This is a genomic window from Mycobacterium sp. E2497, from assembly GCF_001668695.1.
Taxonomy (GTDB): Bacteria; Actinomycetota; Actinomycetes; order Mycobacteriales; family Mycobacteriaceae; genus Mycobacterium.
Genome location: NZ_LZKD01000199.1, coordinates 1 through 8,124 on the forward strand (window position 1 = coordinate 1; position 8,124 = coordinate 8,124).

Consider the following 8,124-nt stretch of genomic DNA (forward strand, 5'->3'; position numbering starts at 1 on the left):
TAGCCGATGGCCGCAAGCCCCGCTTCCTCCGCGAGCTCAACAAGATTGGGCGGGACGGCCATCCGGACTTCGTGCCCTCTGCGCGTCAGTTCCCGCCCGATAGCGAGGCACGGCTCTATGTCACCGCGCGTCCCGTAGCTTGCCACAGCAAATTTCATCGCGTTGTAACCTTAATCACTTTTCCCTTGCCCCGGCAACACTTCGGAGTAGGGTCTTTCGGCCCTAATTTCAGTCTCTCCCTTCCCTATTGGGATTGACTGTTTTCGTTGCATGGCATGGGGAATGAGGTTCCGCGAGCGGGCGAACCGGCAATTCTCACCGGGCGCCGTCGGGTGTGACGAAGCCAATATCATCGGCCCTATCCCCCCGACCATTGGACTGTGACGACCTTTGACGGTTTGACGCGACCCCCAGGCATCGTCGGCTGATCAGATATCAGTGTGCCAGAAAGTGTGGTCCCGTGTCTCCAGAAGCGGCAACTAGTTCGGCGCCGGCGCCGGAGTCAGGATGCTGACAGCGCGGCACACATCCGCGCTGTCGGCTTTGCCGATCAGGCGCGACTCCGCGAGCCGGCAAACTTCTCCACCACGTCGGCGGCCTTGACGACGCTTTCAGCGGGTTTGGTCATGTGCCGGGCGATCTCTCGCGCACGCACGCCGTAATCCGGATCGAGTATCCGGCGTAGATCCGCCAACAACGACTCCCGGGTGGTGGCCGAAAACCGCCGCGTGGCACCAACTTTCAGCCGTCTGAGCTGGGCTCCCCAGACGGTTTGGTTGACATCCATCGACAAAACCAGCGTCGGGACCCCCGCCCGCAGGCTTGCTGCGGTGGTGCCCGAGCCGCCGTGGTGTACGACCGCGCGGCAGGCGGGAAAGACCGCCGCATAATTCACCACGCCCACCACCTTGACGTGCTCGGGAAGTGGCACGTCGCTGAAATCGCTCCAACCGGCGCAAATCAGCGCGCGTTCGTCCAATTCTGCGCAGGCCGCACCGATCATTTCGACCGTGTCGATCGGGGATTCCACCGGCATGCTGCCGAATCCAAAGCAAATCGGCGGCGTTCCCGCGGCTATCCACGACGCCACGTCGTCGTCGGCGCTGGTGGTCAACTCCATCGTCAGGGGGCCGACAAATGGCCGAAGGCCATCCCATTTCGCCCATTCTGCCGCCAGGCCGGGAAAGCAAACCTCGTCATAAGCCTGGATTTCCAGCGCTCCGCGCTGGGCGATCCGCCGCGGCGAGGGACCCGTCGCCCGGGGCAGGCCGAGTTCGCGGCGCTGCGCATCCTCGACCTTCTTGTTGAGGCGCCAACTGAACCAGTCGAACGCCGTCATCGCCGAGCGCCCCAACGGGGCCGGCAGCATCGAAACGGTCTGGCCGTTCGGCCGCATGGGGACGTGATGCAGCGTGGCCAACGGGATGTCGTAGTACTCCGCGACGTTGGCGGCGGGCTCCTGATAGCTTTGCCCGGCCAACAGCAGATCCGCACCGTCGGCAAGCGACACGAGGGTGGTGTTCATCTGCGACCAGCACTGGTCGCTGAGATCCCACATCTCGCGCCACATCGACCTCATCTCCCGGACCCGCCAGAAGGCGCCGAAGAACGACGTCCAGAAGTTGCGGTACAGGTCCAGCCACGCCTGCGATTCCAGCCCGTACGGGACGGCCGCCAGCCCGGCCGACTCGGTGAAGGGGATCGAGTCCGGCGGGACCGCCATGCGCACGTCGTGGCCCCTGCGGACCAATTCCTTAGCGACCACCACGGAAGGCTCGATGTCGCCGCGAGTGCCATAGCTCGCCAGCACCATTTTCATCGCGAATGCAAGCCCTTCAGTTGTGCCATCGGCGGCAATGATGCACCGACATCACCTTAAATACCGGCGAATGCCGGCGTCGGCGCGGGCTGGTCAGCGACGGCGCAGCGGCCTGTCACTCCTTACGCCACAGCACCCCGGTGCCGTCGATGTCCACGATCTCCGCGGTCACGCCGTGCTTCGTCCGGTAGTCCGTGACGGCTTGCCGGCACGCGTCGATCGCGTGGTAGTCGTCGACGATGCAGAAACCGCCCGGCGACAGCCGGGGATAAAGCGCATCGAGCGCCTGGATCGTCGACTCGTACAGGTCACCGTCGAGCCGCAGCACGGAGATGCGATCGATCGGCGCGTCCTGCAGCGTGTCCTTGAACCAGCCAGGGAGGAAACGAACCTGGTCATCCAGCAACTCATAGCGCTCGAAATTCGCCCTGACCTGCTCTTCCGGCACGGCGAGCACGCCGGCGGCGCGGTGCAACCGGATTCCCCTGTCCGCTTCGTAGTGCGCGGTGTCCGGGGGCGGAACCCCCTCGAACGAATCGGCCAGCCACACACGCCGCTTCTTGTCGCCGTACGCGGCCAGCACGGCACGCATCAGGATCGACGCCCCGCCGCGCCACACGCCGCACTCGACCAAGTCGCCGGGGATGTCCTCGTTCAGCACGGTCTCGACGCACTGCTGCAAACTGGTCAGCCGCTGCATGCCGATCATCGTCAAGGCATCCGCGGGCCAATCGAGCCCCAGGCCTCGCGCGTGCGGATTGAACGGGCGCTTGCGCACCATCATGAATTTGCGGGTGCTCAGCATCGGCCGTCCGAAGTAGTACCAACCGACGGGCACCAACTCGTCGCTGCCGTACCGGGTGAGGTTGCGCCGGAGCAAGTCAAGGTACGCCGATCGCGTGTCCACGAATGAAGATCGCATGCCGCGATCGGCAACGGTCAAGACTGCCCCCCAGTTCGCACGAACTTCCTCCCGTTGATCAGCCTAGACGTTTGCCTTGGCCGCCAATGCGTTTCGAATCTTTCCATCATGCTCGCCAACCCTCGGCCCCCCTCACCTGTACCGCGTAGCCAACGAGTGACTTGTCGCCTGACCACCGGTCAGCCCCCTGCGGACCATCATATGCTTTCGACGGCCGCCACCCCGCATCGAAAGCCGCGCCGTTTGCTGCATGCGCGGCCGACCCGGTCGGCCAAGTGACGGTTCTTGACACGGCGAAGGCGGCTCTTTGGTTCGGTCAGCCGGAGGATTCGGACTGCTTGCCGATCCATTCGAGCAATGCGGGCAGGCCGTCGTCGAGCATCCACTTCGGGCGCCAGTCCAGCTCGGCCTCGGCTTGTCCGATGTCGCAGCTGGCGGCGCGCACGTCACCGTCACGAAATTTCGCGACAACGGTCGGAGCAGGCGCGTCGCACATGGCCGCCACTTTGTCGGCCAGCTCGTGGATGGTGGTCCCGTTGCCCGACCCGATGTCGAGGCGCCGCGATCCGGTCGCGGGCCGCTGCAGGGCAGCGTACAGCGCGTCGACGACGTCATCGATGTAGACGAAATCGCGCACGATCCGTCCGTCTTCGTACACCTCGAGCGATTGACCCTCCCGCGCCAACCGCGCGAACAGCGCGACGATTCCTGTGTACGAATTCGTCAGTGACTGGCCCGGACCGTAGACATTCTGGAGCCGGAGCACGCTGACGTTGGTGTCGTGCGCGGCCGTCCAGGCCGCCAGCAGGTGCTCCTGGGCGAGCTTGGTCGCGGCGTAGACGTTGGTCGGCCGGGGTTCCGTCCCGCTCGCGCGGCTCGGCAGCGGCACCGCAGGCGCACCGTCGGGTCCCAGGGGGTCCCACTGGCCGGCGACGAGCTGCGCGTGGCTGCGCGGCGGCGGATAGAACACGTCGGCGCCGGCCTGCCAGGCACCTTCGCCGTAGACGGCCCGCGACGACGCCAGTACCAGCTGGTCGGGGACGATTCCCGCGCGGGTCAAGGCGTCGAGGAGCTGGGTGGTGCCCACCACGTTCACCGAACCGTGGCGCGTGGCTTCCGACAGGGACTGCGCCGTTCCGGTCTCGGCCGCCAGGTGGACGATCTGCGAGGGACGACACAGCCGCAGCACCGCGTCCCAATCGGGGGCGTGGGTGACGTCGCCGGTGAACAACCGCACCGACGACGGCAGGTCGATCGGCTGGTCTCCCCCGTGTACCTGCGGGTGCAAGACGTCCATCACCGCGACGTCGTAACCGCCCTCGACGAGACGGTGCGACAGTGCCGACCCGATGAACCCGGCCCCTCCGGTGATGAGCACGGACGCTGACAAGAGCCGGGACCTCCCATTGGTCTGCAGGTAGGACGTGCGCACGTTGCGGGCAGCACCGTCCGGTCGATCATATCGGGCACCCGCTTGGGGTCACCGGGATTGCCGGTCGCGGCCGGGAACCGCTAGGCCCAGGTGCCCCTGCGCCGGTGAGCCATCGCGAGGAGCTCCATCACCGGGCCCGCGATCACCGGCGGGAAGACGCGGAACAGCATGCTGTTGGACAATCCGTGAAAATCCTGGAAGGCCTGGCGGAAATCGCGTTCGCACGCCCGGTAGGACTCGAAGACCCGATCCAGCGTGGGCGTGTCCACGGGCTCGTCCAGCGCCGCCGCGCACAGTGATTTGTAGACAGCCGAAATCCAGTCGGTGCCAAAGAGCTCGGCCACCGGGCCGCTGTGTCGTTGGCGTCGCAGGTCGGGCCGCAGGAAGTCCTCGACCGGCTGCTCTTCGTCCACGCTCAATTCATCGGGCAGCGTCACCGAGATGCGCTTCACCTCCCGGCGCCAGTCGTCGAGGAGGTTGGCGTACTCGACGAACACCCGCGTCACGCCGCGCGTGTGGCGCTCGGCGAGTAGGTTGTATTTCACCCAGATCGCGCTGGCGAGCGCCGGAGAGACGCGCCAGGACGCCGCGATCGACTTGATGACCTCCTGCGGCTGGCGCACCGCGATGACCGCAGCGACATCGAACCCGGCCGCGCGTGCCGCCTCGAACCACAGGTCGGACAGCGTGGTTATCCGGGGCTCCTTGATCACCAGCAGCGGGGCCGCCGGCAGCGTGGAGAGGTAGTCCGCGATCTTGGCGACGTGGGCGGCCCTCTCTCGGGAGCCGAACGCGGCGTCGTCCAGCAAGCGCAGCGACGGGTCGTACCAGTTGCTGCCGTGGCGACGCAGGATCGACTCGTTGAGCGTGATGGCGGCCCGCGGTTCCCAATAGCCCAGCGGATTGTTCGCATCCGCGCCCAACATCCCGGCGGGGAGCGTGGCACCGCACAGCGAGAGAACCCGCGTGATCGCCGACGTGCCCGAGCGTTGTGGGCCCAACACGAAGACAATGACCGGGCGATGGACGGGGTGAGTAGTCTCAGCAGTTTTCGCGATCCGGGCAAATCTCATTGCAAACGCAAACCTTTCGGTGCACCTCGCTACATGCGAACTCGGTTGCCACCCATGACTTCTCGGTTCCGCGCCCATCTCGAGCTCTCGCGCACGGCAACGCCGTCACAGTCAAGACCGTCTTTGCCCGGTGTGCACTGCGACGTCGAGAAATGAAACTCAATCCACCTCAACGTCTTTGGCACAAAGACGACACCGTCCCCCTGCACCTCCTGCGGGATCAGGCTCTCCCCTGACGAGCGAATGATCGGATCATGGTGCGCTGACGACTCTAGCGTGATTCGGTGACGAGGGCGTCAATTTCGCAAATTTGTTTTGCTTACTTAACATTTGGACGACCCGGGCGCGGTCGCCCGCCGAGGGACGTGTCAGTCGGCGGTGGCTAGGCCCAGGTTCCCTTGCGCCGGTGCGCCATCGCGACGACCTCGAGGACCGGCTTCATGACGGACGGCCGCAGCAGCCTGGCGGTGAGGCTGGTGGAGTGGCCGCGGGCGTCTTCCAACGCGATTCGGAAATCATGCTCGCTGGCCCGATACGCCTCGAACACCCGGTCCAGCGTCGCCACGTCCGAGGGCCCGTCCAGCGCCGCGGCGCGCATCGCCTCGTAGACCGCCGACATCCAGTCGGCGCCGAAGCGATCGATCACGGGGCCACTGTCCCGGTTGCGCCGCAGATCGGGGGTGAGAAACTCGTCGACAGCGCTTTCGTCATCGGCGCGCAGGTCGATCTCCAGCGCGGCCGAAATCCGCTTCACCTCGCGGCGCCAGTTCTCCAGAAGATGCGTGTACTCGACGAACACCCGGGGCACACCGCGCGAGTGACGCTCGGCCAGCAGGTTTCCCTTCAACCACAGGGCGCTCGCGAGTTGCGGCGACGCCCCGGTGGCCTTCCCGAGCGACGCGATCACCTCCTGTGGGTGCCGCACCGCGATCACGACGGCGACATCAAGGCCCGCCGCGCGTGCCGCCTCGAACCACATCTCCCAGAGCACCACGATCTGAAGGTCCTTGATCACCAGCAGCGGTGCGTCCGGCAGCGACTTGAGGTAAGCGGCGATGTCGGCGGTGCACGCCGCACGCTCCGCCGCGGTGAAGGCGCCTTCCTCCAGGACTCGCAGTGAGGGATCCCACCAGGCGCTGCCGCGGCGCTCCAGGATCGACCTGTTGAGCAAGAGGGATGCGCGCGGCTCCCAGTAGCCGCGCTGGTTGATTTCGTCGGCCCCCATCATTCCGGCCGGAAGCGTGGCACCGCATAACGACAGGACCCGGGTCAGCGCCGACGTGCCCGAGCGCCCCATGCCCAGGACGAACAAGGCGAGGGGCCGCGTGGAGGTCGACCGCTCGAGGAGGCTACCGGAGGCGGCATGGCTTTCCGAGGGTCTAGTGGTGCGGGCCCTTTTCATCCAGCTTCAGCCTTCCAAGTCGTGCGCGGCATCGATTGCCAGGTGTATCGCGGAATTATTACCGATTGTTTGACTTTGCGGGCCCGTTCGATGAAACACATGTCAACCACGTAAAAATCGCGTTGACAGGATTGATCGGACCGCTTACGAACCGAGCTGAGCTGGGATTTTCCAGTGCCCGCCACCGCGATGCCGTGCTTGAGCGCGATCCGCGCAACCGCGCGCGGATATTTGCCCGGTCAGCCCGCGACGGCCCCCGGCTCGAAGTACGGCGCCCCGAATTCCGTCACCGGTTCGAAGCCGCGTTTGCGCGCCTTCGCGGCGGCGTTGCGAATCAGCGCGTACAGGCCGACGAACGCCGCGTGGTCGGTCATCACGAACGGCGTCAGCAGCCGGTTGTGCACCAGCGAGAACGCCAACCCGCTCGCCGGATCGGTCCAGCCGAGCGACCCGCCGAGCCCGACATGGCCGAAGCCGGGCATCACGTTGCCGATGGGCAGGCTGTGGTAGCCGAGGTGGAAGGCCAACGGCATGAAGAGGTTTCGGTCCGGGCGCAGGCTGCGTCGACCGGTCAGGCCGGCCACCATCTCCCTGGACAGGAACCGGATGCCGTCGACCTCGCCGCCGTTGGCGATGGCGCCGTACATCCGCGCCAGCCCTCGGGCCGTCGCCACCCCGTTGGCCGCCGGGATCTCGGCGTCCAGCAGGGGCGTGTTGCCCTGCACGGCGGCGACCATGCCCGGGAAGTAGATCGACCGGAATCCCCCGGACAGCTCGTTGGCCACCCTGCGCGTCACGCAGCTCAGCAGCGGGTTCCGAACCAGGTTCTGCGGCGCGATGATCTCGGCGACCCGCGTCGGCGCGCCGGCCGGCGGGCGCCCCAGGTACAGCCCGTCGGTGCCCAGCGGCTCGGCGAGCTCTTCGCGTATCAGCACCCGCATGCCCTTCCCGGTCACGCCCCGGGCGAGGCCGGACATCAGCCAGCCGAAGGTCAGCGCGTGATAGGCCGACTTGCCCAGCAGCCGGCCCGGCGCCGCCGCGGCCAGCCGCTCTTCCATCAGGACGTGGTCCAGCAGGTCTTCGCTGTGGGCGCCGCGCAGACCGGACAAGCCGGCGGCGTGCCTCATCACGTCGCGCACGGTGAGCTTCGCCTTGCCGTTGGCCGCGAACTCCGGCCAGTACTCCGCGACGGGCGCCTCGTAGTCGATCAGCCCGCGGTCGGCGAGCCGGTGAATCACGGTGGCGGCCATTCCCTTCGTGGCCGAGAACACCATCGGCGCGCTGTCGGCCGACCACGGCCGGTGGCCGCCCCGGTCGGACCACCCGGTCCAGACGTCGACGACGGGCTGGCCGTCGAGATAGACCGCCAGGGCACCGCCGCCGAACCGGCGGGCCGGGAACATGGTCGAAAAGCTGCGAACGACGCATCCGAAGTGTGAGTCCGCCGCGCCGGACACGCGATGACCATGACGCAGG

7 protein-coding genes are annotated in these 8,124 nt (G+C 66.6%); all 7 read right to left on the reverse strand.

Annotated elements, in window-relative coordinates:
- The coding region (locus A5713_RS27760; RefSeq protein WP_197516403.1) for a glycosyltransferase at positions 1–158 on the reverse strand (158 nt) is incomplete at its 3' end.
- Positions 159–550: 392 nt separating this feature from the next.
- On the reverse strand, positions 551–1,819 hold the full coding sequence (locus A5713_RS18270) for a glycosyltransferase (protein ID WP_068097837.1): 1,269 nt from the start codon (positions 1,817–1,819) through the stop codon (positions 551–553).
- A 115-nt stretch (positions 1,820–1,934) separates the two neighbouring features.
- Positions 1,935–2,741 carry a TylF/MycF/NovP-related O-methyltransferase gene (locus A5713_RS18275; RefSeq protein WP_068097847.1) on the reverse strand — a complete coding sequence of 269 codons (807 nt, stop codon included), beginning with the start codon at positions 2,739–2,741 and terminating at the stop codon, positions 1,935–1,937.
- Positions 2,742–3,057: 316 nt separating this feature from the next.
- Positions 3,058–4,119: an NAD(P)-dependent oxidoreductase gene (locus A5713_RS18280; RefSeq protein ID WP_068097850.1), complete on the reverse strand. Its 1,062-nt coding sequence runs from the start codon at positions 4,117–4,119 to the stop codon at positions 3,058–3,060.
- Positions 4,120–4,253: 134 nt separating this feature from the next.
- Positions 4,254–5,246, reverse strand: coding sequence for a sulfotransferase family protein (locus tag A5713_RS18285; RefSeq protein ID WP_068097841.1), 993 nt, complete (start codon positions 5,244–5,246; stop codon positions 4,254–4,256).
- 382 nt (positions 5,247–5,628) lie between these two features.
- Positions 5,629–6,648, reverse strand: a complete 1,020-nt coding sequence (locus tag A5713_RS18290; RefSeq protein WP_369804495.1) for a sulfotransferase family protein — start codon at positions 6,646–6,648, stop codon at positions 5,629–5,631.
- A gap of 239 nt (positions 6,649–6,887) precedes the next feature.
- Positions 6,888–8,123 (reverse strand): serine hydrolase domain-containing protein, encoded by a 1,236-nt coding sequence (locus A5713_RS18295; protein ID WP_068097844.1) that lies wholly within the window; start codon positions 8,121–8,123, stop codon positions 6,888–6,890.
- Position 8,124: the final 1 nt, after the last annotated feature.

What these genes read in the sequence shown, in the direction of transcription:
- A5713_RS18270 (WP_068097837.1), bottom strand. Translation starts at nt 1,819, where the DNA reads ATGAAAATGGTGCTGGCGAGCTATGGCACTCGCGGCGACATCGAGCCT.
- A5713_RS18275 (WP_068097847.1), bottom strand. Translation starts at nt 2,741, where the DNA reads ATGCGATCTTCATTCGTGGACACGCGATCGGCGTACCTTGACTTGCTC.
- A5713_RS18285 (WP_068097841.1), bottom strand. Translation starts at nt 5,246, where the DNA reads ATGAGATTTGCCCGGATCGCGAAAACTGCTGAGACTACTCACCCCGTC.
- A5713_RS18290 (WP_369804495.1), bottom strand. Translation starts at nt 6,648, where the DNA reads ATGAAAAGGGCCCGCACCACTAGACCCTCGGAAAGCCATGCCGCCTCC.